This window comes from Paenibacillus sp. FSL M7-0134 (assembly GCF_038007865.1).
In the GTDB taxonomy this organism is placed as follows: Bacteria; Bacillota; Bacilli; order Paenibacillales; family Paenibacillaceae; genus Paenibacillus; species Paenibacillus polymyxa_B.
Genome location: NZ_JBBOXV010000002.1, coordinates 753,207 through 778,531 on the forward strand (window position 1 = coordinate 753,207; position 25,325 = coordinate 778,531).

A 25,325-nucleotide genomic window follows, 5' to 3' on the forward strand; every position below is an offset into this window, starting at 1 on the left:
CTCAGTCTGTTAAACTGTGAAAATAGAGTGGTTGCAGATACGTTGTCGTGTTAGCCTTATCTATTTTTGTGGAGGTGCGGGGATGAACGGAAGTCTGTTTGAGCCACGGCTGCGTGACGGGGATTATATTCCCCGTTTTTTTGCTTACTATTACAAGCAATGGCATGACTACACCATGTCTTACCACGATCATCATTCTACCGAAATTATGTACATGATTTCCGGCTTTTGCAGGGTAGATGTACAAACGGGAGAGAATGTGGAAGAAAGCATCACGCTGCGTAAAGGCGAGTTTATTATGCTGGACGCAGGTGTACCGCATCGACTAGTGGTGGAAGGAGAACAACCGTGCCGGATGCTAAATGTAGAGTTTGGTTTTACGGAGGGAGTGAGGGTAGGGCCGTCTATCCGACAAATGGCAGCAGAGGAGCAGGAGGTCACGACTCTCATGTCACGTCCGTTCCCGTATCTGGTACTATCGGACCCGGAAGAGGTATATTATGCGCTGAAAAGTCTCGTGCTGGAGCTGGACCAACGAAAAGAACAGCCGGGTGCAATGGCAGAGATGCTTTTTATGCAATTGCTAGTACGAATTGCACGTCTACGGGAAGAGGCAGAGCGCAGCAACACGCAGCAAACGGATATGTACATCAAACGATGCATTGAATTTCTCCATCTGAACTATGACCGAGATATTGTGGTTAAGGACATGGCGGCAGCTGTGAATCTGCACCCAGGTTATTTGCACCGTATTTTCAAAAAACATACTGGGCAAACGCTTACCGCGTATTTAACGATGCTGCGAATGGACAAGGCCCGTATGCTTCTTCAGCAAACGGACATTCCCATTCAAGAAATTGCCGATTATGTAGGCGTGGCCAGCAGGCAGTATTTTCATATGTTGTTCAAAAAGCACACAGGCAAGACGCCTGTTGAATACCGCTCTGCTGTAGAGCGCAATGTGAGGAACTATGCGGAGGAGGATGGGAACTGAAATAAGAAGCCTCTGAACCATTGCCGATTTAGGTCGGTATGACTCAGAGGACGTGTGTTTTGAAGCATTATAACATGTGTCCGGGCTTCTTGAGAGCTAAAGTGGGGTCATTTCCCAAGCCACATATTTTCCATCTGTTCAAGTGATCTCCCCTTGGTTTCGGGAACCTTGCGCCATATAAAGACTACGACGAACAACGAGATGGCTCCGAATAACCAGAAGGTATTGGACGGGCCGGCTGAACTCAGCAGAGGAGGGAATGCCTGCGATACCAGATAATCGCCGGCCCACAATGCCATCGAAGCGATGGCGACCGCTTTGCCGCGAATGCGGTTCGGAAAGATCTCCGAGATCATAACCCATACGATCGGCCCAAGTGATATAGCATAGGAGGCCACGTAGATCAATATCATGATGAGCACAAGCGGTCCGGTGGTCAAACCCATTTTGAATGCGGCTCCAATAATGACCAAACAGAGGGTCATCAACGAGGTGCCAATTATCAGCAGGACTTTTCGTCCCGCTTTGTCGATCAGCCATACGGATACGATGGTGAACAACACATTGATCAACCCGATCCAAATGGTCTGGGTCAAAGAAGCGTCCGTACCGAGTCCCATTCCCTTAAAAATAACCGGCGCGTAATACAAAATGGCATTGATGCCGGTAATATGCTGCATAATGGCGAGCATAACACCGATAAAGAGAGCGACCCGAATACCAGGAGCGAACAATTGTTTCAATGAGTTGTTCTCATTTTTGAATGATTCCTTGATATCAAGCACTTCCTGCTTAGCGGCTTCTTCACCATGAATTTTCAGCAAAATCGGCAGCGCTTCATAAGGCCGATTCTGTTTAATAAGCCATCTCGGGCTTTCGGGTATGAAGAGCATCAAGAGCATAAAGATCAGTCCCGGAACGGCTCCCACTCCGAACATCCAGCGCCAGGCTGTTGAGACACCCCAGGCTTCATCCCCCAGGCTGACGATCCACGAATTCTGAAAATAAACCAGGAAAATCCCAGTTACGATCGCCAACTGATTTAAAGCAACCAAACGGCCTCGGTATTTAGCGGGAGCGATCTCCGCGTTGTACACCGGACAAACGGTGGAAGTGATCCCTATGCCAATGCCACCGATCATGCGAAAGATAACATACCCGGTGAACGTGTCTTGAAGCGCTGAGCAGATCGAGCCGACGATGAATAAAAATCCGGCGGCCAGCAATACCTTTTTTCTGCCGATCTTTTCACTCATGTAGCCGGAGAGAGCCGCTCCGGTGACACTCCCGACAATCAGACTTGACACCGCCCAACCAACCTGAAATTCGCTCAGCGAAAAACGCTGCTGCAGGAATTCGACTGCTCCCGAAACAACCGCGATATCAAAACCGAACAGGATACCTCCGAGCGCAGCTACGATGGATACCAACGTCACAAAAAGCATATTGGGTTTTTCTGATTGAAGCGCTTTCTGTTGAGCGCTTTCATTATTGATGATTACTGCCATATGATCATCTCCCCTCCAGATCTCTGGAACCTCATTCCGTTCTTCGAGGAGAAGTATAACATGCGCTTATAAAAGAAAGGCCGGTTATCGTCTTCAATAAACGGACCTTTTCATGCACGATTTTGGCTTCGATTCCCGAATCGGAGATAGAGGGGCTGAACCTAGCATTACCTTGTCATTCGAGCTTAAAAAAATCCATGCCGATAGTCGGCATGGATGAATCTCTACTATTTTTGGCCTTTGAACTCAGTGGGAGGAACGCCCGTTATCTTCTTAAAGACGCGGCTAAAATAGTTCGGGTCCTTATAACCCACTTCAAAGCTGATTTCCTTAAGAGTAAGGTTGCCGGCCTTAATCAGAGAGATGGCTTTATCAATCCGCAGCCGGGTTACGAAGTCGATAAATGTTTCTCCGTATTCCTGTTTGAAAATTTTGCTGAAGTAGTGAGGATTCAAATGGACAAAATCAGCCACTTCTTCCAGCGAAAGATCATCGTTGAACCGTTCCTCGATATACATTTTCGCCCTACCCAGCATAGTCAGTGTTTGAACCTCTCGCTGTTCGCGTATCCGTTGCAGTGCTGACATGACGTACGTCTGCTGAAGCATTCCATTCTCCGCTTTGATGGCAAGCAAAGAAGCGTTTCCAGCCTCTGATGACTTCAGTTCGTCAAAGTGGCAGTAACCTCCATCCCGCTTGCGTAGGGTGGAGGCAAAAACGGCTTCGAAATAGGACTTGCGAAGTCCTTCCTCGCCGCTATGAAGCGATCCGATTCCAATGGCCGTCTTTATACCAAGTTGCTGCTGGGCAAGCTGGGAGAGCTGCTGAACAAGGTGATTAACCAACTGCCGCCAGTCGTTTTCGCCGGTGACAGGCGGCTTGCGTAAAAAAGTGGCTACATGATGGTCGATCAAGGAGCTTACAATGGAATTCGGGCCATGCGTTTTTACATAGCTTCGGAAATGATCGTAAATTTTCTTTTTATCCTGCTCGTCCGTATATCCGTCAAAGGCGGCAATGATGGCGCTTCCCTGATCAAGAGGAAAGTCCAGCCATTCTGATAGCTGGGAAGCGCTTGAATCCACGGTCTGGTCGACCATAAGCATTAAAGCCAGCTCATTTTCTGCGAGCGGCATCAGCTGTGAGATTTTGTGCCTAAGCTCCAATTCTTCCGTACGTGCCCGCTTCTCGCACTCAATTTCTTCAATCAGTCGTTTCAGTGTACCGATGATCAGTTCTCGCTTCGCCGGCTTCAGAATATATTCTTTCACACCCAAAGAGAGCGCCTCCCGGGCATAGGCAAAATAATCATAGGCAGTAACGAGCACGAATCGGGTATCGGGAAGCCGTTCCTTTAATTCACGAAGCGCCGCAAGCCCGTCAATTCCAGGCATATTGATATCCAGAATGGCAATATGGGGACGGTGCTCTTCCGCACATTCAATCGCCATGCGGCCGTTGCCGGCATGAATAAACCGGAATATCCCCGGCATCGCCCGTTCCACTGTCAATTCCAGTCCTTCTCTCTCCAAAGCCTCGTCATCCGCGATCAACAACCGATACATCAGTCTGCTCACTCTCCTTCTTGACTGGAATTCGTATTGTTATGGTAGTACCTCGTCCGATATTGCTATTGATTTCAACCATTCCTTCCTTTCCGTAGAACAACTGCAGCCGCCTAAACACATTTTGCATTCCAAGTCCTGTTGAACTGCCGCTTTCGACTTCGCCTTTAAGATGGAGTACCGACAGTCGGGTTTCCTCCGTCATGCCCTTTCCGTTGTCCGAAATTTCAATTTGTACATCTTCGTTTGCTCTCGATAGCGTTAACATGATAATGGCTCCGTCTTCCATATCTGCCACACCATGAAGAAAAGCGTTTTCAATAAATGGCTGGATCGTCAGGGCCGGAATTTGCTGCTGAAGTACGGAAGCGTCAAAGTGAAGATCAAAGCGAATTCTGTCCCTGAAGCGCGCCTGCTGGATGGTTACGTATTCGCGGATATGATCCAGTTCCTCCTGGAGAGTTACGGGTTTGTCCAGCTTCTGCAGGCTGTACCGTAGCAGATTGGACAGCGAAACGATCAGGTCGCTGGTTTTCTCCGCCCCTTCCAGGATCGCCAGCTTGGAGAGCACATTTAAGGTATTGAATAAAAAGTGCGGGTTAATTTGATTTTGCAGAGCCAGAAGCTCCAGTTCCTTCACAAGCCGCCGCATTTCCAGACTCTGTTTATCCTTCTCGATAAGGATACTCAAATCGGTGGACATTTGCGAAATGGCGTCCGACAGTACGCCTAGCTCGTCATCCCGTCGCGGTTGGGGCTTGATATTCAGATCACCTGTGGCGATTCGCTTCGCCAGTCCGACAAGTCTGCCGACAGGGCCAGTAATGCTGCGCGAGACCCAGATTGCAAGCAAAACCCCCATCAGCGCGTTCATGCCGAACAACGCCACTCCCCATCCGTTCATTCGCTCATTCTTGTTCCGGATGTTCTCAATGATTGGCCGGTAATAAACCAGTTCATCATCGATCAGTTGCTGACCCTCCTCATGAATATAGCTGACGGTTTTCTCCGCCTCAATATAATGTTCAAAAGCCGATTGAGGATCTTGTGCCTTTGCATCCAGAACTGCGGCTTGTTTCTCTTTAAGAAATGTAGCCAACAGATTCACGTAGTCCTCCTCGGCGAAAGAAGGGTCGGTCGAGGAGGAGACTTCCTGAATTCTGCCTTTCAACTGCATCAATTGGTATTCTGTCGGGCCCTGCACAGCCTTATCGCCTCTTGGATTAAGCAGATAGGCATATAGGAGATTTAAGTTGCTCTCCGCCGATTCGGAGGTTTGCTCGATGAGAAGAATGCGGCCAAGCATTTCATCGTAGCTCTGTTGTACGACCTTTCCGCTTTGGAATACAAAATAAGCGATGATATTGGCGAACACAACTAGAAGAGGGATGAACAGAAGCAGCTTCGTTCTGATCGTCATCGTCTGTCATCTCCGGTCATGTTGTCGGGAGTGTCCGCATGCATCTCATATATCCTGGTGTATGTTAATTCCTGGGGGGGATTCCCCTTTAGATAATCATTCAGTAATTTTATGGACTTAGCCCCCATTTCCTCTGGCTGTTGAACAATGGTCAGTTCGATTTTGCAATCTCTGATGGCTTTCAACGTCTCGGCCATATCGTCAAAAGCGAAAATCTGCAAATTCCGCGCTCCGCGTCGCTCCGAGGCTTCCAGAATGCCAAGGCCGTCCAGCGCACTGAATCCGACCATGAAGCGGATCTGCGGATACCGGGTGAGCATGTTCTGAGCTTGCTGTGCTGCCTGAAGCCGTGAAATATTTGAGGAGCGAATCTCCACAATGCGGAGCTTGGGATAGCGACCGATCACGGAACGAAATCCAGCAAGCCTGAGTCGCTGATTCTCGACGCGCTCGCTACTGATCATAACTCCAATGTCGCCACGCTCTCCAGAGGCTTTCGCTAACAGCGCGCCCATCCGTTTTCCTGCTCCTTCGTTATCCGTTCCCACGTAAGCTAGTCTCCGGGAGTCTGGTTCATCCGTATCGATCGTGATGACGGGGATGCCAAGTCCGGCTGCTTTGTCGATTAATCGGCGATACTCTGGATCATTTATTCCTTGAACCAGAATTGCATCCGCCTTACTGGCGATCGCTTTATCCAGCAGTTTGACCTGCTCGGACGGATTAATGCGGTCCGGCCCGATATAATCGAGCCGCATACCGTACTGTTCCGCTTCTTTTCGGGCTCCTTGTTCGATTGACCGCCAGTAATAATTATCCAACTCCTGGGATATCAGTACGACTTTTGTATCGGAAACCCCGTCTTTTGGAGAAACCGTCTTCAATAACTCTGCAAATTGGTGAATTTGAAAAGAAGACAGAGTGAACTGGAAGAGCAGCCAGGCAAATAGCAGGAAGACTGGGATAAGGATAAATGTCCATTTACGGTTTGACATGTCTTGCTCCTTTGTAAATATTTACAGACTCACTCATTATACAGCAACAAAACAACCGCACGCAGCTATCGTCAGCATAAGCGCGGTTATTGAGGAGGAATTCCATATTTTAATCAAGGTACATGACCAAAGTAGAAATCTTGAAGGGTAAGCAACAACAGATATTTGAAGAATGGTTTGCCCATCTTACAAGTAGTGAGGAGATGGAAGCCGAGCAAGTACTAAGTGAATTCCGTGGAAAGATAGCATTGGAGATAGGCCCCTACCAGTAGAATTAGGACATTTTTAAGTCCAGAAACTACTGCAGGGGCTTAAGTATAAAAAAATAACCTCACTAAATCAGACCATGCTTTTTAAAGCTGTGAAACAGTCCATCTTCATCGACAGCATCCGTAATGTCATCTGCAATGGCTTTGAGGCCCGGTTTGGCATTTCCCATAGCAATTCCTAGCGCACAATATTCAATCATTTCAGCATCGTTCATCCCATCTCCGATAGCAATGGTGTCTTCTTGGGATCTTCCCAAATGCTCAATAAGCTTTTCAATAGCTACGGCTTTGTGAATACCGGGAACCATTAGCTCGCCGCTGTCTTGCCCGAAAGCAGATACAGTACATTGAATAACCTCAAATTTCCCTGCAAATTCCTTTTTGATCTGTTCGAAAGGAACATTTTTGTTTTCCAAAAAGCATGCTTTGTTCACGTCACTACGGTACAGGTTGTCCTCTCCTATAGTTAGACCAGTGATAAAAGGATGCGGGCGTTGTTCTTTTTTTTCTCTGGCTACGGGATCATTGTCCACATCACCATAGATAAGCCGTTCCACATGGGGCAAAAAGTTTTTACTCGCAAACAGTCCCCCATTCGATTCCAAATAAAAGTCCAAATCATGTTCATCAAAGTAATCGACCATATGTTTAACATCTTCATCCGATACTTTGTGGTGATATAACATCTCGCCTTCGATTTCTACAAAGCCCCCGCCAGCTCCGATGATCCCGTCAAAACCGACCTCCATGATAAAATCATAAATCTCCGCTTTGGATCGGCCAGTGCATAAATAAATCAGATGTCCGTTCTTTCTCGCTTCGATACATGCTGTTTTTGCAGATTCGGGAATCATACCATCATCATCCACTAGCGTTCCATCTATATCTAAAAAGATAATCTTTTTGTTCATCTTAGGCTGCTCCTTGCTCTCCAATGTTTTCTTTTATGTTACTACATTTACCGCACTTAAAGTACATATTGAACTGAAAAAACACTAGATAGAAAGAGAGAAACGGATGGAGCAAAATGGAAATGGGCAACCCTCTGCTAAAGCGAAAGTTAGGATTTTTGACACCTAAATACGAAACTGGTCATGATTTTGATAACGCTTTCCGCAGAGCTATTGCTACAATGACGGTATATACCAATTCTAATTACCGGAGGTTGAATGCCGTGTCATTTAAAGTAGCTTTTATTGGAGCAGGAAGCATCGGTTTTACCCGTGGAATTTTACGAGATTTGTTATCGGTGCCGGAATTTAACGATATTGAAGTGGCTTTTACGGATATCAGTCAGCACAATCTGGATATGGTTACTGAGCTGTGCCAGCGGGATATTCGTGAGAATGGTTTGTCCATACAGATACAGTCCTCTACGGACCGAAAGATAGCTCTAAAGGATGCCAAATACGTCATTTGTACCATCCGGGTAGGAGGGCTAGAGGGCTTTGCAACCGATGTGGATATTCCGCTGAAATATGGCGTGGATCAATGCGTGGGCGATACACTGTGTGCAGGAGGGATTATGTACGGTCAGCGTGGTATTGCTGAAATGCTGGCCATCTGCAAGGATATCCGCGAGCTAAGTGCACCGGATGTATTGTTGCTGAACTACTCGAACCCGATGGCGATGATTACGTGGGCCTGCAATAAATACAGCGGTGTGCGTACAATCGGCCTATGCCACGGCGTCCAGCATGGGCATCACCAAATTGCCGAGGTGTATGGTCTGGAGAAGCAGGATGTGGACATTGTGTGCGCCGGAATCAATCACCAGACGTGGTACATTCAGGCGTCACATGAAGGCAAGGATCTGACAGCTGGACTGCTGGAGGCTTTTGAAAAACATCCCGAATATAGCCGCACCGAAAAGGTACGCATCGACATGCTTCGTCGTTTTGGCTATTACAGCACAGAGTCGAATGGCCATCTAAGTGAATATGTACCTTGGTACCGGAAGCGTCCGAATGAAATTCTGGACTGGATTGATCTAGGCAGCTGGATCAACGGAGAAACAGGCGGCTATCTGCGTGTATGTACAGAAGGACGTAATTGGTTTGAAACAGATTTCCCCAACTGGATGAAAGAAGACCCATTGGAGTACAAGGCGGAAAATCGCGGTGAAGAGCATGGTTCATACATTATCGAAGGTCTAGAAACCGGACGTGTATACCGGGGGCATTTTAATGTCGTAAATAACGGTGTGATTTCCAATTTGCCGGACGATGCGATTATTGAAGCGCCTGGATATGTGGATCGGAATGGTATCTCCATGCCACATGTAGGAGACCTTCCGCTCGGTCTTGCTGCCGTCTGCAATGTAAGTATTTCCGTCCAGCGTTTGGCTGTTGAAGCGGCTGTGCACGGAGATGATAAGCTGCTGCGGCAAGCGTTTATGATGGATCCGCTAGTGGGCGCGGTGTGTAATCCGAAAGAAATTTGGCAGATGGTCGATGAAATGCTGGTGGCCCAGGAAGCATGGTTGCCGCAATACGGAGCAGCAATTGTCGAGGCGCGTCAACGTCTGGCTGCAGGCGATCTGATTCCAACCCGACCTTATGAGGGAGCAGCGCGACTTAAGGTGAAGACGGTTGAAGAAATGCAGCTGGATCGGGATGCCGCCAATAAAAATGCAGGGCAATCCGATAAGGGCAAGGATCGCGAAAAAGTGTAGAACAACAAGAGCATAGATTGACTTCACAACAATAAAAGGGTGTTTTCACGGTCATGTGGCCTGAAAACACCCTTTTGCTGTCGATAGATATAACGATTTGGCATAGTTGGCGTTCTGGAGTTTATCATTGTCGATTTGAGCTGACGGAAATTAAAGAATGCAGTCTTGCTTTTTTTGAATTCGCTCTTTTGCTGTCGATCCTAAATCTCCTGAGAGCTTGTCATAGCAGGGATGTTCAACAAATGAAGGAACCGGTTTCAGAAAAAGAGGTGCCACAACGAACCGTTAGAGTGGCAATTCATATGCCTAATTAATAATGTAGTCCTTAATTTATTCAATTTACAGCAGATTTCCAGCTCACTATAATCTAACATAGGAGGTGACAAAAAGGGGAAAATGTGAGCGCATGGACAAATAGAAAGCGCTTACCTTTCGCAACTATGAACGCCGCTTTTTTTTTGGAGAGAGTAGGCGTAACTCACATTTAATCATGTAACAATCAGGTGCCGACATAGGAAGATTCAACAAAATCCACGGAAAGATAGGTGAAGCAATTGAAAACAAAGCAAGTGCTTCGTAAAAGCATGAAGTATGCTTTTGCGCTATCACTCGTCGCAAGCAGCTTTCTACCAGGTGCAGGATTTACGGATAAAATACATGCAGAATCCCATGTGGACAATCCTTACCAAGGGGCGACAAAATATGTTAGTCCTGATTATGCGGCTAGTGTTGATACATCGATTGCCAAGATTACGGATGCCAATCTGAAAGCAAAAATGCAAACGGTCAAAACATTCCCGACAGCCGTATGGCTTGATCGTATCGCTGCTATTAACGGCGGTGGAGGCAAGCTTGGCCTGGAAGCGCATTTGGACCAAGTATTGGCGCAAAAGAAAGGCAGCACACCGATTACGGCGGAATTTATTGTGTATGATCTGCCCGGACGGGATTGTCATGCCTTGGCTTCCAATGGTGAATTACCGCTGACTCAGGCAGGGCTGGAAACATATAAAAAGGATTATGTTGACAAAATTGCTTCTATTTTTGCAAATCCCAAATATAAGGATATTCGTATCGTAGCGATCATTGAACCAGATAGTTTGCCAAACCTGGTAACCAATCTGGATGATCCTAAATGTGCGCAAGCCAAGTCTACAGGGATTTATGAAGCTGGCGTTAAGTACACAATGAATAAGCTGAACGAGATTCCGAATGTGTACAAATACGTAGATATCGGTCACTCTGGCTGGTTAGGTTGGGATAACAACCGTGCAGCAACGGTATCCCTGTTTACAACTATCTTCAAAGACACTAGCAAAGGTCTGTCCAGTGTAGATGGCTTTATCACGAATACAGCCAATACTTCACCGCTGACAGAACCTAATTTGCCTGATCCAAATCTGAATGTCGGCGGACAACCGATCAAATCGTCCAAGTACTATGAATGGAATCCTAATTTCGATGAATCGGATTTCGCAGAGTCATTGCATAGAGATTTTGTCAGCGCAGGCTGGCCGAGCTCACTCGGTATGTTAATTGATACAGGCCGTAACGGATGGGGCGGACCTAACCGTCCGACTTCCGCAGTCGGCAATGATATTAACTCCTATGTAAACTCAGGCCGTGTTGACAAACGCTCGCACCGTGGTAACTGGTGTAATAACAGCGGAGCAGGTATGGGAACACCGCCACAAACGGCTCCAGCTGGCCATATTGATGCTTATGTATGGGCGAAACCTCCGGGTGATTCCGATGGTTCCAGCTCACTCATTCCGAACGATGAGGGTAAAGGCTTTGACCGTATGTGTGATCCTACCTATACAACCAAGGATGGCACATTAACAGATGCTTTACCGAATGCACCTATTTCAGGAGCATGGTTCCATGATCAGTTTGTGATGCTGGTACAAAATGCGTACCCTGCAATCGTGCCTTCCACTGGTGGTGTGGACCCAGCGCCTACAGCTCCAGCTGTACCGTCAGGCTTAAAGGCTGTTGTGGGCAATGCTCAAGTAACGCTGACTTGGAATGCGTCTACTGGTGCCGATAGCTACACGGTAAAACGTGCCACTAGCGAAGCAGGTCCTTTTACAGCCGTTGCGCCTCTTGTAACGGAAAGAGAGTACACGGATAAGGGGCTGACGAACGGAACAACTTACTTCTATGTTGTAAGTGCTACGAATGCGAAAGGAACAAGTAAGGATTCCGCAACGGTAAGCGCTGAACCTAAAGGTACACCGACTGATCCAACCGACCCTACAGAACCAGCGGGTGATCTGGTTGTAATGTACCGGGCTGGTGACACCGACCCAGCTAATAACGCAGTCAAGCCTTTCCTTAACCTGAAAAATAAAGGTACAACACCCGTGAAGCTGAGTGAGCTGAAAATCCGCTATTACTTCACGAAGGATGGCAGCCAAGAGCTGCAATCTGCAGTAGACTATGCGCAAGTAGGCAATGATAACGTGCTGCGTACCATTACAGACAACTATATTGAAATTGGTTTCAGTGCTGCTGCCGGCTCGCTTGCTGCTGGAGCGCAAACAGGTGATATTCAGATCCGCATGAACAATAGCGACTGGTCTAACCTGAACGAATCCAATGATTACTCCTTCGATCCAACGAAAACCTCTTATGCAGAATGGAACAAAGTAACGTTGTTCCACAATGATAAGCTGGTGTGGGGAATCGAGCCTTAGGATTTAGCCAGAACAAGTGCCCTTGAGTGATTGAAAAGTATTAAAAGAAGGCTACGGCATAGCTGTCGTAGTCTTTTTTTACGTCTTCGAATAAAGAATTTGATGACCAAGGGAATAAGCATTGAAATTGTGTATAATGAAAAAAAGAATGCTGTTCTACTGTGGAGGGTCATCATGAGCAAAAAGTTAATCTTAGATGTAGATACTGGCATTGACGACGCGCTTGCTATTGCGTATGCGGTCCATTCGCCGGAATTGGAGCTACTCGGTATTACAACCACCTTTGGTAATATCTCGGTGGAGGAGGCAACACGTAACTCACTGATTCTGCTGGAAAAACTGGGGGTAGAGGCTCCGGTCGTGTCTGGCGCTCACAAGCCATATGCTCGGGAGTTGTTCAAACCTTATTCCCGGCATATTCACGGTGAAGACGGTATTGGCAATCAGTTGAAAGGAGCTCCCTCCCGTCAGGCTGCGTCTGGGGATGCCGCTGATTTTATAATCGGACAGGCTCGTCGCTATGAAGGCAAACTTACCCTGGTAGCTGTGGGACCGCTAACCAATCTTGCGATTGCATTGGATCGCTGCCCCGAATTGCCCCAATTGCTTGACCGCCTGATCATCATGGGCGGCGCGGTTACAGTGAAAGGGAATGTAACTCCGACGGCTGAAGCGAATATTTACGCCGATCCAGAAGCCGCAGCCTTTGTGCTGGGAGCGGGCTTTCCGCTTACGCTCGTTGGGCTGGACGTCACGATGCAAACACTGCTTCCCCAGCAGGATGTGGACAAATGGCGTGAGCAAGGGACCGAGCTGGGTGCGTTTATGGCAGATATGACAGACTTTTATATGGAAGCCTATCGCAATTTCAGACCTGGTATTGCAGGCTGTGCTTTGCATGATCCACTGGCTGTAGGATTAGCGATAGATTCCAGTTTTGTGGAGACGCGTCCAATGCACATTGCCGTTGAGGTGGGGGATTCCGCCGAGGTTGGTCGCACCCGTGAGGTGCAAAATGAGAACGAAGCTCAAGCACTGACTACGGTTGATGTGGCACTTAAAGTCGATGCGGAGCGATTTTTGCGTCATTTTCTTAGCCGGGTGGTATAAAAAAATAATTCGAAGATTGCCGATGAACCTGCATCGGCAATCTTTTGTGCATACATGTTTTAAGGGCCTTTATCTAGAGGTGGACTAACTGCTATAAAATCCCATATCATGTTAGAATAGGTGTAGTTAGAAAAACTGCCGGACCACAAAGGAGGAGATTCATTGTGTTTTCTGCTGCTCGACGACTGCCTTTGCTGGAACATATGTATAATCATGCCCCGACAGGAATCGTGATTTTGTCGAGGGAGGGGAAGTGCCTGTACGTCAATCCCGCCTTTTGCAAAATGGTCGGATATGAGCAGGAGGAATTACTGGATATCCGATATTACCATCTCTTGTATAAAGAGGCTCAGGATCAGCGAGGGTTGAGGGAGGCTTACGCAGGTTGGCTAAAGGCTACGGATCAAGTCTATAAGACAGAGCTACGTTTGAAACATAAAAGGGGAACATCCGTCTGGCTATCGCTGGAATTAACCATATTTGATGATGAGGCTACCGAACAATCTTATTTGATTGCGTATGCAATGGATATCACGGAGAAAAAAGATATGGAGCAGGTGCTCTCGGATAATGAGGATTTGTACATGCTGATTACGGAAAATACGCCGGATGTTATCTCATATAGCACGGCGGACGGCATACTCCAATATATTTCTCCTTCGGTGGAAAAACTCCTAGGCTATACAAAGCAGGAAATGCTCGGCAAAAAGCGGCTCCAATTCTACCATGTTGAAGATGCCGATTATATGCGTGTACATGGACTCTTCAAGGAAACAGGCATCATGAAGCGGCGTGTTCGTCATAAGGACGGGCACTATTTGTGGCTGGAAGTATCGTACCGCATTATTCGGGATGAACAGGGCAGAATCAAGCGAGTACTGTCCATCGGACGCAACATCACAGAGCGCCAGAAGAGCGAGGAGAATTTGGCAAAAGCTCAAAGGTTGGCGATGTTCGGCTCATGGGACTGGGATCTGGTCAACAATGTTATGCATTTCTCCAAGGAATTTCGCAGCATTTTTGGTTATCGTGTCAAGTCGGTTGAAACAAGTATTGACGCGTTCATGGCGGCTGTTCATCCAGAAGATACAGAGCGCATGAAACAGATTATCACCAACGTTATATTAAAGGGAGTTCACGAAGAAACCTTTTACCGGATTGTATTGCCGAATGGGGAACAAAAGGTACTGCGTTCAATCTGGGAAGCTGAAATGGACGAGCATGCAGGCAAGCCCGTTCAAGTGGTTGGAATGATCCAGGATGTTACAGAGCACCGGGAAATGGAGCAGCGTCTGCGCGAAAGTGAAAACCGTTATAGGTCACTGTTTCAGCATAATCCACTCGGGATATGCGCTGTGAATATGGAAGGTCATATCTTGAGCGTGAATCCGAGCTTGGAGGAGCTTACGGGTTATACGAAGGATAAGCTGCTTGGGGCTGACATACTCATCATGGCTTCCTCTGAGGAACAGGACAAAATCAAGCGTCACATGGAGCTGGCCAAGCAGGGTGAGACGCAAACCTATGAATCGGAATTTATACATAAGGAGGGGGAGCGTCTATTCATCAAGATGACGAATATCCCGATTTTCGTGCAAGAGGAAATTGTAGGCTGCTACGGGATTATAGAAAATGTTACCCCTCTTAAAAGCTACATTGCTCAAATTGAAAAGCTCAGTAATGAGCATTCGCTTATTTTGAATGCCGTATCCGAAGGAATTGTAGGTTTAAGTACCGAAGGACATGTCCGCTTTATGAACCCGGCAGCTGTTGAGATGTTTGGCGTAGGATCTGCCAATCCGCTGAATGGCGCTTGCATAGACATGATCCTCCATGCTGACGAAATTGGCAGTCATTTTCCGGACGAACAGTCCTCTATTCTTCAAGCGATTCGAAGCGGAGCCTCTTATCAGGCAGAGGAAGCTGTATTTTGGAAAAAAGGCGGGTCCAGCTTTCTGGCCTCCTATCGAATCAGCCCTTTGATGGATAATGGCGAGCGAAAAGGGGCTGTGATGGTTTTTGTAGACAGGACGAATGAAAAGGAGATCATTCGGGCCAAGGAGTCTGCCGAACGCGCCGATCGGGCCAAGTCAGAGTTTCTCTCTGTGATGAGTCATGAGCTCCGTACACCGATGAACGGCATTATAGGTATGGCGGGGTTACTCGCAGATACTGAATTGGATGAGGAGCAGCGTAGCTATATAGACATTATTACCAGTAGCAGTGGTGCTTTAATGCAGATATTGAACGAGATACTGGATTTGAGCAAAATCGAAGCTGGTAAAATGTCTTTGCTGCACGAATCCTTTGTGCTAGATGACGTGGTCGGCAGTGTGGCTGACCTATTCATGACGCAGGCTATGGAAAAAGGCATTGAGCTGGAATGGCATGTGGATCAGGAAATGCCGGGGATGCTGGTCGGTGATCATGTGCGTATCCGGCAGGTGCTGGTGAATTTGGTGAGCAATGCGATCAAATTTACGGAGCGAGGGCGTGTAAATATCTTTGTGGAGAGAAAGGCTTACAGCCGTCGTAAAAATAGATGCCTGATTGAGTTCAGTGTAACGGATACTGGAATCGGTATCCCAGCAGACCGCCAGCATCTATTGTTTCAGCCTTTTTCCCAGCTTCATCCGGCACTGAACCGAAAATATGGAGGGACGGGACTAGGATTGTCCATCTGTAAAAACTTGGTCAAGCTGATGGGGGGGGCTATTGGTGTAGATAGCGATGAGGCCAGAGGAGCGACGTTCCGGTTCCAGCTGGATCTTAAGCTGCCGGAAGGTTCAACGCTTGCGAATATAAGCCGTGATGAACCTTATGAGTCAAAGGAAGGCTAAAAAGAGATAGCCGTGATGCGTGATGCATCACGGCTATTTTTGTAAGGAATAACCAAAGAAAAGATTGACAAACTGTTCTAACTGTACTATTAATGATAGTACAGTTAGAACAGTTCAGTATATACAAGTGAATCAGAATAAGTCTTGAAAGGAGGAAGTCCATGTTCGAGCTGGATATCCGCAGCCGCAAGCCGATCTACGAACAGCTTATGGACAGGGTAAAGGAAATGATCGTGTACGGATCACTTCAGCCGGATGAGCAATTGCCTTCCGTACGGACATTGTCCGCTCAGCTTACGGTGAATCCGAATACGATTCAGAAGGCGTATCGAGAGTTGGAACGAGAAGGATACATTTATTCCGTTCAAGGCAAAGGCAGCTTTGTCACACCTGCCGAGCATCAGCCGCAGCAAATAAAGCGGGATGAGATTCGGGCGGCATTGTTAAAACAGATGATTGAAGCCGTCCATTTCGGTTTTACGCAGCAGGAAGTGGACGACATATACGTGGAAGCTATACAAACAAAGGAAAGGGGGATGTCCCTTGATTGAATTAAGGGAAGTCACAAAGACATTTACAGAAGAAAAGGCTGTCGATCAGCTCGCCCTTACGGTGAAGAAGGGCTCTATTTTTGGGTTGCTGGGCTCGAACGGGGCAGGGAAAACGACACTGCTCAAAATCATCGCCGGGATTTACCGACCGGATGCAGGAAAGGTACTGATTGGCGGACAGTCCGTATATGAGCAGCCTGAAGTCAAGCAGCACATTCTGTTTATGCCAGACACCCCCTATTTTTTTCCGCAAGCGACAATTCGTCAGATGGCCCGGTTTTACCGCTCCATTTATCCGAGCTGGAGCGAGGAACGCTACATACAGCTTACGGAGATTTTTAAGCTAGATCCTAAACGAAAGCTTCACCGTTTTTCCAAGGGGATGAAGCGTCAGGCTGCTTTTTTGCTTGCCTTGAGCTGTATGCCTGAGCTGCTCATTTTGGATGAGCCGATTGATGGGCTGGACCCGGTGATGCGTAGAATGATCAAAAATTTACTGTTCCAGGAAACCGCTGCACGCGAGATGACCGTCGTGATCTCATCTCATAACTTGCGTGAAATAGAAGACATGTGTGATCACGTCGGCATTATGCACCAGGGTCGGATGCTGCTGGAAAAAGAGGTCGACGACCTCAAGTCTGATACGCATAAGGTACAGGTTGCCTTTCGTGACAGCACGCATGAGGAAGCCGTATGTGGACAACTTTCGGTTGTACATAAGGAGCGGAGGGGCAGTGTTCTACTGCTTATTATCCGGGGTGAGCGAGAGCGGATTGCAGAGACGATTGAAGCGTATGAGCCGCATGTGTTCGATTTGCTACCGTTGACGCTTGAAGAAATTTTCATTTATGAAATGGAGGACGCAGGTTATGACATCCAACCGATTCTTCTGTAGCGGCGGCGTAATTCGCCAAAGCCTGAGACAGCATGGCTGGATCGGTCTATTGTACTTGGTAGGATTATTGTTTACGGTGCCACTGCCACTATTTATGAGTACTGGAAACGAGCGAGTGCCCACGGTTTTGAGAAGCCTGTTCGATAGTACAAACTCAGGCGATGGAATGCAAAATATCATTTTATTGGCCGTACCTGTGCTGGCGGGTGTGGTGCTGCTTCGTTTTATTCAGCGTCAGGGCTCCTCGGATTTATATCACAGTCTGCCCTTACGCAGAGAGCATCTGTTAACGGCACATTTAATTAGCGGTCTTATCCTTTTACTCGTACCTATATGGCTGACCGCGGGAGTAACTGCCCTGCTAAACACGTCGGTTGAACTGCCTTTTATTTTTCATATCAATGATATTGGATCATGGGCTTTGGTCGTATCGGTTCTTACGATTTTCCTGTTTGCTTTTACCGTGTTTGTAGGTATCTGTGTAGGACAATCGCTGTTACAATCCGTTGTAGTGTATGCTTTGCTGTTGTTGCCCTTTTTTTTGTATTCCATGATTAGTCGTTTTCTGGGGCACAATCTATATGGTTACTCTCAGATTATTGGAACCATTGTTCAAAATAGTAATGGCGTGGAGTTGCGCAGCAGCAATAATATTTGGTATAGTTTATCGCCGTTCGTCCGCATTATGGATTTGTCGAGTAGCGCATTTTCATATGTGGAACTGCTTATTTATATGGGTGTTTCCTTGCTGTTTGTGATTTTAAGCTATGTGTTATATCGCAAACGGCTCGTAGAGAAGGCAACGCAGGCCATGGCCTTTACTTTCTTCCAACCCCTTTTTAAGGCAGGAGTCATGTTATGTGCCATGCTGCTGATAGGAGAATATTTTTATAGCACAGGAGGCCAGGGGAGGGACTGGTCGATCTTCGGGTATGTGCTTGGAGCTATTTTGGGTTATATTGCTGTGGAGATGGTAATCCGCAAGACATGGCAAATTGTACGTATTCGTGCTTTGCTGGAGCTGGTTACATACGGGGCAGTTTTGGGTCTGGCAATGTACATCCCCACGTCTAGTTGGATAGGCTACGAGGAACGGATTCCAACCGCGCATTCAGTCGAGCAAGTCTATGCTGGGCAATATTTGTATCTGGACGGGGGAGCGACACAGAAAAATCTCTATTTTTCGCAAGATAAAGCTTTTATCGCTGCTGTGCTGAATTTACAGCGTGAGCTCGTAAGAGTACATTCAGCTGGAAAGACGTCCGGGTCCAATAAAGAACCTCAACAAATGATATCCATTGCTTATCGTTTGGATGATGGTACCATTATGACTCGTAGCTATACATTTCCTGAGCAACCTTTCCGGGCAGCGCTGGCAAAAGTGATGATGTCTGAGCCGTACAAAACAGTAAGCTACTCACTTGATAAGCTGAATGGTAAAGCGGAGACGATCAGCATTCAATCGGCAGATGATAATGAACGGCGAGTTGTTCTGACCGATCCGGAAGATATTCGTGAATTTGAAGCTATACTTAAAGAAGAAGTTTTGGGCATGAGCTATAGTGAAATGCAGGCAGGTTCTTACGCGTTGGGGAATATTGATATTGTGAACAAACCTTCATCTGTTTTAGTAGAAGAACCAGATTGGGCTCGCAGCGTCTCCTTTAATTGGCGCATATCCTTCCACAAGCTGAATGCTTGGCTGGAACGCAAAGGATACGCCGACAAGGTGATTGTCACGTCGAAAGACATTATATCGGTTCGAGCTATTCCAATGGTTTCTCAAGAGAAGGAGCCGTATCAGCCTGGTGAGTATATTGAAGCAGCGAATTTATTCAGGATATTGCAGCAGAAGTATAAAGTCACCACAATTAAAGATGCAAAACTTTGGAATACTGTGCTGGATAACCGAAATAACTACAGCTATGATCCACAAGTGGAGAAAGGCACTTATCTGTTCCAAGTTAAAATCAAGTCCATCAGCGGTTCCGGCTTTCGTACAATTTATTACTTATTAACCTCAAAAGACATCACACCAGAGCTTGCGAAGGCATTACTGACAGCTCCTTAAGTGGGACAGCGTCTGGTTTGGATGGTATATGGACGGAGGTAGATGAACATGGGAAGGTTCCGACACGACATATAACAACCTCATCGACGGGCAAGAGCCCCTCCACATTAGAACTGACGTAAATAGAGGCATAGAGAGATACAACATAGAACAAACAGAGAGAAGAGATCAATAACGTACAGTTCAATGATGGAGGAGCAATACAATATGAAATATACAGAAGATCGTGAATTTCTACAGTTCTTGGAGCATCATAAGCAGTCATTTTCTGGATGGGATTTTTCATTCATCTCGGTTACGGGACGTGTGGCGAGCGAGCCTTTGGACTGGTCTTATGTCAGCAAGGCTATGAAGTTTATTCATTCATCCAAGGCGATGCTGGATATGGGAACAGGCGGGGGAGAGCTATTATCTCGGCTACGCCCTTTTCCAGAGATCGTATGTGCGACAGAAGCATATGCACCGAATGTTCCTATCGCCAAGGAAAGGTTGGAGCCGCTGGGCGTGCGCGTTATGGCTATACAGGATGACAATTCCCTTCCGTTTGGCGATGCCGGGTTCGATCTTGTGCTGAATAAGCATGAGTCATTTTCGCCAACGGAGGTACGACGTATTTTACGACCAGGTGGGACGTTTTTGACTCAACAGGTAGGGGGCCTGGATTGTGCGGGCATCAACGACCGTTTGGGAGCGCCTGATTACGAGTATGCGGACTGGACCCTCTCTCAAGCACTTGCAGGTTTGAAAAGCAATGGTTTCGAAATTGTAGAGCAGCAGGAGCAGTTTCCAGTACAGCGGTTTTACGATATTGGAGCACTTGTCTACTATTTAAAAGCCATTGAATGGCAGATTGCAGACTTTCAGCCAGAGAAATATATAGAACAGCTGTATGGTCTGTATTTGGATATCCAACGTGATGGGTACTGGGACGTGAAGCAGCACCGTTTTTTGATCCATGCCAGAGCAATATAAAGAAGATTCGATACCAAAAAGGTCTTTCCCGTGGGGGAGGCCTTTTTTGCCATAAGCATTAAGGTAAGAACAATATCAGAAGCCACATGGCGGTTGGCAGTGAAATACCAACGGCTATCGCTATATAGGGCAAGGGAGTTCGGAAGTAGTTTTTACAGTCCGCCTCCTTGTCCTTTTTCTCGTGATAGAACGCTACCTGGCTTGCAAAGCTGTGAAGTAGCTTGAGTGCTTCATCGCTGGGAATGTGCTGTAAGGAATGCCATAGATCATCATGTGCTTTTCGGAGCAAGGTTACATCAGATGTATGATTCGGATGATCGGATAAGGACATTTTTATCCTCCTCTCGTATACTAATCTTTACCATAATTGTACAATGAAGAAGCAATGGCTTACAGTCTCATTTCATTCATTAGATATAGGGGGATGTACATGTCTGATCCAAAGGGAGTTATAACCAAGCCGGAAAAGGACGAGTCTGTGCGGATAGCATGGTTTTGGCCATGGCTGGGCGGTACGTTTATGTTTGGATTGTTTTCAGTCATGTTTAATGTAGTTTGGAGTATGGTTGTGGCACCCCAAGTGCAGCTTTTGCTGAGGCATGAAGGTGTGACGGATACAACTGTGATTGTAATACTGCTTCTATATGCATGGATTATCGGTCTCATCTTTGCAGCTTATGGTGCCTTGAGTGCACGTATGTCCAGCATGGGCAAGCTTCCGCTGATGCTGACCGGGCTATTATCATTAATATGTGGGCTGTGGTTGTGGATTATAGGAATACAAGGGTCTGGTGGTCAACCTGCTGAAGTGTGGGGAGGGGCGTGGGAACTTTTTTCACTCTATCACGCCTGGGCAGAGCCTGTGTTGGAGGTACTGGGGCCATATACACAGCATGGTGAAATCTGGTTTCTACTGGCAGCACTGCTGCCGATAGCTGGCATGGTAGTAGGAGTTGGGGTGAATCGTTATCCAGCGCTAACCGACAAGAATGGTAAGGTGGATCATAGATGGCAATGGATTGTTGCCGCGATATCTGCTGCGCTCGTCATTGTGCTGACGATTACACTGATGCTTCCTCAACGCCCGTACATTGCAGAGAAGGATTTTCCGGTAGTTGACGGGGCTACGGCGGCCATTCCGTTTGCGCAGGATATGCTGCATGAACTGACTGGAATGAGCAAGGCGCGAGCGGCGCACGAGCTGAGATTCAACACGACTCATCAGGCATATGTCAATTTAATCGAAAAGAAGGCGGATCTGATTCTGGTGGCCGGTCCTTCCGATGAGGAACTGCGTCTGGCGAAAAGTCGGGGAATACAAATGAGGCTCACGCCCATTGGGTGGGATGCGTTTATTTTTCTCGTGCATCAAGACAATCCGGTTAAGGGACTTTCTTCGGAGCAGGTTCGTCGTATATATGAAGGGGCTATCCATAATTGGAATGAAGTAGGGGGCAAGGATCAGCCGATTATTGCTTACCAGCGAGAAGAAAATTCAGGCAGTCAGACATATATGCAAAAGAAAGTGATGGGAGGCCATGAAATGGCTGACCCGCCACGTGAACTACAAATTGGCATTATGGGTGGTATGATTAATGCGGTCGCAGATTTTAACAAGGATTACAACGCGCTCGGATATTCATTTTATTATTTTGCAAATGTGATGCATAATCGTCAAGAGGTCAAATTTTTGTCTATTGATGGAGTGAAGCCGAACAAAGAGCACATTCGCTCGAAACAATATCCATTCACAGCTCAACTGTTCGTGGTCACACGGGAAGGCGAGAAACCAAGCCCTTCGATGCAACGATTACTCGAATGGCTGCAAAGCGAAGCAGGAGCCCGGGCCATCGAAAAGGGTGGCTTTGTTCCTGTAAACTCGTAATCCTGTAACGATGATTCGCATACAGTCACCGTATATTCACCTTAAGAGTGAAACGAAGACAGCAGGGTAATACATAGAATATGCTTTGCTGTGAATACAATACCCGCACAGCATGTATATCACCAACATAAGGGGATGAACGAAAATGAAGAAAAAAACATCGGTCTGGGTGCTTTTACTCGCCGTAGCCATAGTGACAGCGGGGTGTGAAACAGGCTCACAAACAAGTTCGGAAACAGGACAAACAGCTCAAAATGAGCAAAAGGGTGTCACCTCGGCACAAGCGAATGGTTCAGGAACCACTGTAGATACACCGAAAACAGGAGGACAAGCAACCACAGACACTACGATAGCGAAGGTCCGCATGGACAATATTACCGCGCTGCGTTTGATCGACGGCCAATCCGGCTGGATCGGCGGAAATGGCTGGATTGCCCGTACGGACGCGATTGCATCCGATTCAGTCGGATCGACGTGGAATGTGCAATATCAGGGCCAAGGTACGGTTCAGCAGATTTTTGCCTTGAACGGACAGCAGGCTTGGGCTGTTATGGCAGACAGCGGATCGCTGCTGGCCACTCGCGATGGCGGCAAACGCTGGGAGGTTGTCGGGACTGTACCTGAGCAAGGGCAAGCGGGCTTTTTACACTTTGTATCATCCAAGGAAGGGTTCAGTGGCAACCAATATACGAAGGATGGCGGGCAAAGCTGGTCCTCGCTCCCCGTGCCTGGCCACTTGGTAGGACAGCCATATTACCATGATCAGCAAAACGGCTGGGCAGTTACGCAGGACACAGACCGTTCGTTTCAGATTTTACACACGGTTAACGGGGGCCAAAAGTGGACTACTGTCATGTCACGGACAACGGAGGCGCCTCTAAATGGAGCCATTATTCGTTCGGTAGAACGTGGCAACGCATGGATCGAGCTGGTTGGAGATACGGGGATGAATCAGACGTCGTATTCGCTTTGGCATACTGCCGATAGCGGACAAAGCTGGCGTGCTGTGCTGGCGAATGCCACTGCTGGCGGCGGTCCGGCACCAGGTATTAGCCAGCAAGACAACCAGGTTGCCAAAAATGAAGGGACGGCACCAGGTATGCTCTATCCGGTTAATAGCAGTACCGCATGGATGGGTGGCTACTGCGCACCGTGCGACAAGCCCAATACCATCGGCTGGACGACTGACGGCGGCAAGACGTGGAACAATGGCAAGCAAGGCTTTGACGGTTATGGCGGTCAGCAAATCGGGATGGCAAATGCCAAGGAAGGCTGGGCTATTTTCTCAGATTCAGAGCAGGCCCCAGTTATGTATACCACCTCGGATGGTGGACAGCATTGGACGCAGAGCCATGTATTTGACAAGCCTGTGGCATCAGGATCCTAAGGAGGGATGAATATGAGCCAACATAAGAAAAGTGTGATTAGATGGACTGACGGTCGTGAAGTACCACTAATCGGGCAGGGCACGTGGCATATGGGGGAAAAAGCGTCACTCCGGCAGGAAGAGGTGCGCGCGCTTCAACTTGGCTTGGAGCTGGGTATGACGCTGGTGGACACGGCTGAAATGTATGCTGAGGGCGGCGCAGAAGAGATCGTCGGAGAGGCCATCCGGGGTCGCCGGGACGATGTCTATCTTGTTAGCAAGGCTTACCCTCATCATGCGGACCGCCAAGGACTGGCTCAAGCGTGCGAAGCGAGCCTAACCCGAATGGGAACGGAGTACGTGGACATGTATTTGTTGCATTGGCGTGGGAATATTCCGCTGGAAGAGACGATACAAGGTATGGAAAAACTGCGTGAGCAGGGCAAAATTCGTAGCTGGGGAGTGTCCAATCTGGACAAGTCCGACATGGAGGAGCTATGGAGCCTGAGTAGAAGCGAAGCCTGCGCTGTTAACCAAGTGCTGTATCACGCAGCTTCGCGTGGCATCGAATATGATCTGCTACCTTGGAGCCGTACGCATGGGGTGCCTGTGATGGCCTATTGCCCGATTGCCCAAGGTGGCCGCCTGCGACGGGGTCTGTTGGAGCATCCTGTTATGGTAGACATTGCTGCCAGCCACGGGGTAACTCCATCCCAAGTTGCGCTTGCGTGGGTCATACGGGACGGTGATGTCTGGGCAATTCCGAAGGCGGTGCAAGAATCGCATGTACGAGAAAATGCAGCGGCAGCAAGTATTCGGCTCACTCCTGAACAACTTCAACAAATAGACGAAGCTTTTTCTCCGCCAACGCGGAAGCAGCCACTGGATATTGTTTGAGGAAGGAGGAGCCCATGACAGAGCGAGAGACAGAACTGCATGAGGTAGATGATCATCTGGATTATGGATTATCCGTTGTATTCATCGGCTTTAATCCCAGCTTGAAATCAGGCGAGGTAGGACATCATTATGCGAATCCGCGCAACCGCTTTTGGCGCATACTGGAGGGAGCAGGCTTGACACCTCGCTTGTACGATCCATCAGAAGATCGGGAGCTGCTGAAGCTGGGCTTCGGATTTACGAACATTGTTTCCCGTCCCACGAGGGGAGTAGAGGACATTGCACGCGAGGAATACGCCGAAGGACGTCTGAAGCTATACGAGAAGCTAAAGGAATACCGTCCGAAGGTTGCTTGCTTTGTCGGCAAAGGCGTATACACCGAATACAGTAAAAAATCCAAAGTAGATTGGGGATTTCAGCCTGAACCGCTAATTCCCGAGATGCATGAATTTGTGGCACCTTCGTCTAGCGGACTGGTGCGCATGTCGCTGGAAGAAATCACAGATATTTATCGCCATCTTCAAACGTTCCTTTCGTCAGAGATCGTCTGAAATGCAGTAAGTATGGTGAATACAGCTAGCACAAAAAGAACCACACGCTCCAGTCCCTGCTGG

19 protein-coding genes are annotated in these 25,325 nt (G+C 47.7%); 13 read left to right on the forward strand and 6 right to left on the reverse strand.

From position 1 onward, the window contains the following. Positions 1-82: 82 nt before the first annotated feature. The gene (locus NSQ58_RS19110; RefSeq protein ID WP_075153833.1) at positions 83-994 is read left to right on the forward strand and encodes an AraC family transcriptional regulator; all 912 of its coding nucleotides are present in this window, start codon (positions 83-85) and stop codon (positions 992-994) included. 107 nt (positions 995-1,101) lie between these two features. On the opposite strand, the gene NSQ58_RS19115 is transcribed toward NSQ58_RS19110, so the two are convergent. The 5 genes from NSQ58_RS19115 to NSQ58_RS19135 all read right to left on the reverse strand — a co-directional run bounded on the left by NSQ58_RS19115 (position 1,102) and on the right by NSQ58_RS19135 (position 7,662). Continuing rightward, positions 1,102-2,502 carry a sugar porter family MFS transporter gene (locus NSQ58_RS19115; protein WP_341058029.1) on the reverse strand — a complete coding sequence of 467 codons (1,401 nt, stop codon included), beginning with the start codon at positions 2,500-2,502 and terminating at the stop codon, positions 1,102-1,104. Positions 2,503-2,729: 227 nt separating this feature from the next. Continuing rightward, positions 2,730-4,067, reverse strand: a complete 1,338-nt coding sequence (locus tag NSQ58_RS19120; protein WP_341058030.1) for a response regulator transcription factor — start codon at positions 4,065-4,067, stop codon at positions 2,730-2,732. Continuing rightward, positions 4,042-5,487 (reverse strand): sensor histidine kinase, encoded by a 1,446-nt coding sequence (locus NSQ58_RS19125; protein WP_341058032.1) that lies wholly within the window; start codon positions 5,485-5,487, stop codon positions 4,042-4,044. Before NSQ58_RS19125 ends, NSQ58_RS19120 begins: the two co-directional genes overlap by 26 nt. Continuing rightward, complete coding sequence (locus NSQ58_RS19130) at positions 5,484-6,482, reverse strand: sugar-binding protein (RefSeq protein ID WP_341058033.1); 999 nt, start codon at positions 6,480-6,482, stop codon at positions 5,484-5,486. The genes NSQ58_RS19125 and NSQ58_RS19130 overlap by 4 nt, the downstream gene beginning before the upstream one ends. Before the next feature lie 334 nt (positions 6,483-6,816). Then, positions 6,817-7,662 (reverse strand): Cof-type HAD-IIB family hydrolase, encoded by an 846-nt coding sequence (locus tag NSQ58_RS19135; protein WP_023987289.1) that lies wholly within the window; start codon positions 7,660-7,662, stop codon positions 6,817-6,819. A gap of 263 nt (positions 7,663-7,925) precedes the next feature. Between NSQ58_RS19135 and NSQ58_RS19140 the strand changes: the two genes are divergently transcribed. From NSQ58_RS19140 to NSQ58_RS19175, 8 genes are all read left to right on the forward strand, one after another. Beyond that, positions 7,926-9,425 carry an alpha-glucosidase/alpha-galactosidase gene (locus NSQ58_RS19140; RefSeq protein WP_028543208.1) on the forward strand — a complete coding sequence of 500 codons (1,500 nt, stop codon included), beginning with the start codon at positions 7,926-7,928 and terminating at the stop codon, positions 9,423-9,425. 545 nt (positions 9,426-9,970) lie between these two features. Beyond that, entirely contained in the window at positions 9,971-12,124 is a 2,154-nt protein-coding gene (locus NSQ58_RS19145) for a glycoside hydrolase family 6 protein (RefSeq protein WP_081327418.1), read from the forward strand. 174 nt (positions 12,125-12,298) lie between these two features. Beyond that, positions 12,299-13,234 (forward strand): nucleoside hydrolase, encoded by a 936-nt coding sequence (locus NSQ58_RS19150; protein ID WP_341058035.1) that lies wholly within the window; start codon positions 12,299-12,301, stop codon positions 13,232-13,234. A 164-nt stretch (positions 13,235-13,398) separates the two neighbouring features. Then, positions 13,399-16,074 carry a PAS domain S-box protein gene (locus NSQ58_RS19155; protein ID WP_023987293.1) on the forward strand — a complete coding sequence of 892 codons (2,676 nt, stop codon included), beginning with the start codon at positions 13,399-13,401 and terminating at the stop codon, positions 16,072-16,074. A gap of 161 nt (positions 16,075-16,235) precedes the next feature. Further along, positions 16,236-16,625: a GntR family transcriptional regulator gene (locus NSQ58_RS19160; protein WP_023987294.1), complete on the forward strand. Its 390-nt coding sequence runs from the start codon at positions 16,236-16,238 to the stop codon at positions 16,623-16,625. Further along, positions 16,618-17,520 carry an ABC transporter ATP-binding protein gene (locus tag NSQ58_RS19165; protein WP_068938475.1) on the forward strand — a complete coding sequence of 301 codons (903 nt, stop codon included), beginning with the start codon at positions 16,618-16,620 and terminating at the stop codon, positions 17,518-17,520. The genes NSQ58_RS19160 and NSQ58_RS19165 overlap by 8 nt, the downstream gene beginning before the upstream one ends. Further along, on the forward strand, positions 17,495-19,591 hold the full coding sequence (locus NSQ58_RS19170) for a multidrug ABC transporter permease (protein WP_068938476.1): 2,097 nt from the start codon (positions 17,495-17,497) through the stop codon (positions 19,589-19,591). The genes NSQ58_RS19165 and NSQ58_RS19170 overlap by 26 nt, the downstream gene beginning before the upstream one ends. 207 nt (positions 19,592-19,798) lie before the next feature. Next, entirely contained in the window at positions 19,799-20,563 is a 765-nt protein-coding gene (locus tag NSQ58_RS19175; protein ID WP_023987297.1) for a class I SAM-dependent methyltransferase, read from the forward strand. A gap of 58 nt (positions 20,564-20,621) precedes the next feature. On the opposite strand, the gene NSQ58_RS19180 is transcribed toward NSQ58_RS19175, so the two are convergent. Beyond that, the gene (locus NSQ58_RS19180; protein WP_023987298.1) at positions 20,622-20,894 is read right to left on the reverse strand and encodes a hypothetical protein; all 273 of its coding nucleotides are present in this window, start codon (positions 20,892-20,894) and stop codon (positions 20,622-20,624) included. 99 nt (positions 20,895-20,993) lie between these two features. On the opposite strand from NSQ58_RS19180, the gene NSQ58_RS19185 reads away from it, so the two are divergent. The 4 genes from NSQ58_RS19185 (at position 20,994) to NSQ58_RS19200 (ending at position 25,262) form a co-directional block, all read left to right on the forward strand. After that, on the forward strand, positions 20,994-22,448 hold the full coding sequence (locus tag NSQ58_RS19185) for a PstS family phosphate ABC transporter substrate-binding protein (RefSeq protein WP_068938477.1): 1,455 nt from the start codon (positions 20,994-20,996) through the stop codon (positions 22,446-22,448). A gap of 145 nt (positions 22,449-22,593) precedes the next feature. Continuing rightward, positions 22,594-23,835 carry a hypothetical protein gene (locus NSQ58_RS19190; RefSeq protein ID WP_341058038.1) on the forward strand — a complete coding sequence of 414 codons (1,242 nt, stop codon included), beginning with the start codon at positions 22,594-22,596 and terminating at the stop codon, positions 23,833-23,835. 12 nt (positions 23,836-23,847) lie between these two features. Continuing rightward, positions 23,848-24,711, forward strand: a complete 864-nt coding sequence (locus NSQ58_RS19195) for an aldo/keto reductase (RefSeq protein ID WP_341058039.1) — start codon at positions 23,848-23,850, stop codon at positions 24,709-24,711. Positions 24,712-24,725: 14 nt separating this feature from the next. Beyond that, on the forward strand, positions 24,726-25,262 hold the full coding sequence (locus NSQ58_RS19200) for a mismatch-specific DNA-glycosylase (RefSeq protein ID WP_250272880.1): 537 nt from the start codon (positions 24,726-24,728) through the stop codon (positions 25,260-25,262). The last annotated feature ends 63 nt before the right edge of the window (positions 25,263-25,325 follow it).

Bases quoted from the DNA above. Each gene is read 5' to 3' on its own strand.
- NSQ58_RS19110 (WP_075153833.1), top strand. From the start codon at position 83: ATGAACGGAAGTCTGTTTGAGCCACGGCTGCGTGACGGGGATTATATT.
- NSQ58_RS19115 (WP_341058029.1), bottom strand. From the start codon at position 2,502: ATGGCAGTAATCATCAATAATGAAAGCGCTCAACAGAAAGCGCTTCAA.
- NSQ58_RS19120 (WP_341058030.1), bottom strand. From the start codon at position 4,067: ATGTATCGGTTGTTGATCGCGGATGACGAGGCTTTGGAGAGAGAAGGA.
- NSQ58_RS19125 (WP_341058032.1), bottom strand. From the start codon at position 5,487: ATGACGATCAGAACGAAGCTGCTTCTGTTCATCCCTCTTCTAGTTGTG.
- NSQ58_RS19130 (WP_341058033.1), bottom strand. From the start codon at position 6,482: ATGTCAAACCGTAAATGGACATTTATCCTTATCCCAGTCTTCCTGCTA.
- NSQ58_RS19135 (WP_023987289.1), bottom strand. From the start codon at position 7,662: ATGAACAAAAAGATTATCTTTTTAGATATAGATGGAACGCTAGTGGAT.
- NSQ58_RS19150 (WP_341058035.1), top strand. From the start codon at position 12,299: ATGAGCAAAAAGTTAATCTTAGATGTAGATACTGGCATTGACGACGCG.
- NSQ58_RS19160 (WP_023987294.1), top strand. From the start codon at position 16,236: ATGTTCGAGCTGGATATCCGCAGCCGCAAGCCGATCTACGAACAGCTT.
- NSQ58_RS19170 (WP_068938476.1), top strand. From the start codon at position 17,495: ATGACATCCAACCGATTCTTCTGTAGCGGCGGCGTAATTCGCCAAAGC.
- NSQ58_RS19175 (WP_023987297.1), top strand. From the start codon at position 19,799: ATGAAATATACAGAAGATCGTGAATTTCTACAGTTCTTGGAGCATCAT.
- NSQ58_RS19180 (WP_023987298.1), bottom strand. From the start codon at position 20,894: ATGTCCTTATCCGATCATCCGAATCATACATCTGATGTAACCTTGCTC.
- NSQ58_RS19185 (WP_068938477.1), top strand. From the start codon at position 20,994: ATGTCTGATCCAAAGGGAGTTATAACCAAGCCGGAAAAGGACGAGTCT.
- NSQ58_RS19190 (WP_341058038.1), top strand. From the start codon at position 22,594: ATGAAGAAAAAAACATCGGTCTGGGTGCTTTTACTCGCCGTAGCCATA.
- NSQ58_RS19195 (WP_341058039.1), top strand. From the start codon at position 23,848: ATGAGCCAACATAAGAAAAGTGTGATTAGATGGACTGACGGTCGTGAA.
- NSQ58_RS19200 (WP_250272880.1), top strand. From the start codon at position 24,726: ATGACAGAGCGAGAGACAGAACTGCATGAGGTAGATGATCATCTGGAT.